The sequence below is a fragment of the Wolbachia endosymbiont of Cardiocondyla obscurior genome, assembly GCF_902713635.1.
Taxonomy (GTDB): Bacteria; Pseudomonadota; Alphaproteobacteria; order Rickettsiales; family Anaplasmataceae; genus Wolbachia; species Wolbachia pipientis.
The window spans coordinates 1-1,359 of the sequence record NZ_CACTIU010000111.1 but is presented as its reverse complement, the minus strand read 5'-3'; the positions used below and the strand labels follow the sequence as shown (position 1 = coordinate 1,359).

1 pseudogene is annotated in these 1,359 nt (G+C 35.0%); it reads right to left on the bottom strand.

Features of this window, described 5'->3' with window-relative positions:
• Nucleotides 1–202: 202 nt before the first annotated feature.
• A pseudogene (locus WOCAOBSORBRA_RS05980) lies at nt 203–1,142 on the bottom strand (IS110 family RNA-guided transposase).
• Between the last annotated feature and the right edge of the window lie 217 nt (nt 1,143–1,359).

Sequence of the window (1,359 nt, the reverse complement as noted above, 5' to 3'; positions counted from 1 at the left end):
TATCAACTATGTTTTTTAAAAATTTTTTTATTTGTGTAATTTTGCAAATTATATGGGCAATAAAAACCCGTTTGTCATAGAAATAGAATTTTATATCAAACAGCTACCACAGCAATTTCTGCTTAAGCTAATGAATATGTGCTTTAAGTCTGTGTGGACGCACATATTCATTAGCCAATTTCAGTTACCGTTGTGAAGATTTTTAAGTATGCAAATTAATTGCTTCTTTAAGTCTTGTATTAGCAATTACTATAATTTTACGCATTAGGGCTGTTATAGCCACCATCTTCTTCTTACCACTTTCAACAAGCTTAGAATAAAAGGCGCCAAGTATAGATTTCGACCTTGTAGCAGCCATAGCGGCTGTAAAGAGCTTTGAACGAACGTTACTTCTACCACCTGTAATCCTTCGGTAACCAACAGCTTTACCACTTTCTTTTGGATGCGGTGCAACTCCGGCAAGACTTGCTACTTCTTTTCTGTTTAAGTAACCAAGCTCTGGCATTAAACACAAAAAATCTTGTGATAACTTTTTACCTATTCCAGGAACTGTTTTAAGAATTTTTTGGCGTTGTTGTAATTCGCGGCTTTCATCAATAATCTTTTGTATAGTATCATTGAGTTCGTTTATTTGACTATCGAAAAACTCAATGGTCTTTTGACAGCTTTCTTTTATATGATCATTTTCCGGTGCTTCAAGTCTGCATTTTTCTTGAGTTCTCATTTGCGTAATATCATCACGACGTTGACAAAGTGCAGCCAAAGTTGATTGTTCTGTAGAGGTAGGTACAAATAGAGAGATAGTTCTATGGCGTTCAAATCCATATTGAGCAAGAGCTCTTGCATCTAGACTTTGCTAAAGTTCCGTGAGATAAAATAAAGCTTTTTACTTTACGAGTATTAGCTCGATGCACGGCAATATTTTTGTCGGTAAGAAAATGTGATAAGCCAAGCTCATATTTCCCTGTATTTTCTAAAGTCACTAAAGCATTAGGTAGAATATCTGAAAACTCTTGAAATAATTGTTGCCAACCAGAAGCATTATTATCAAATTCGACAGCATTCTTCTGTTTGTGAATTGCAACGACATTTTTAAATTTTCCGATGTCAATGCCAATAAAATTTTGATAAGATGTAACCATAATAAACCTCGATAGTTTTAGTTAATTTAAGATTGTAAACGGGTGCATATATATGTCCCAAGTAACTATTCAAACGTATCGAGAGATAGGGCTAGCGTACCTTGATACCAACGGTTGTAATACCAATTTCCTTTCGGTCGCGCACGCCCGCTATTCCTAGTGAGCAGGGTTATCTTTCTCTCTTATCTCTTTTATATCACGTTTTTAACTTACAATT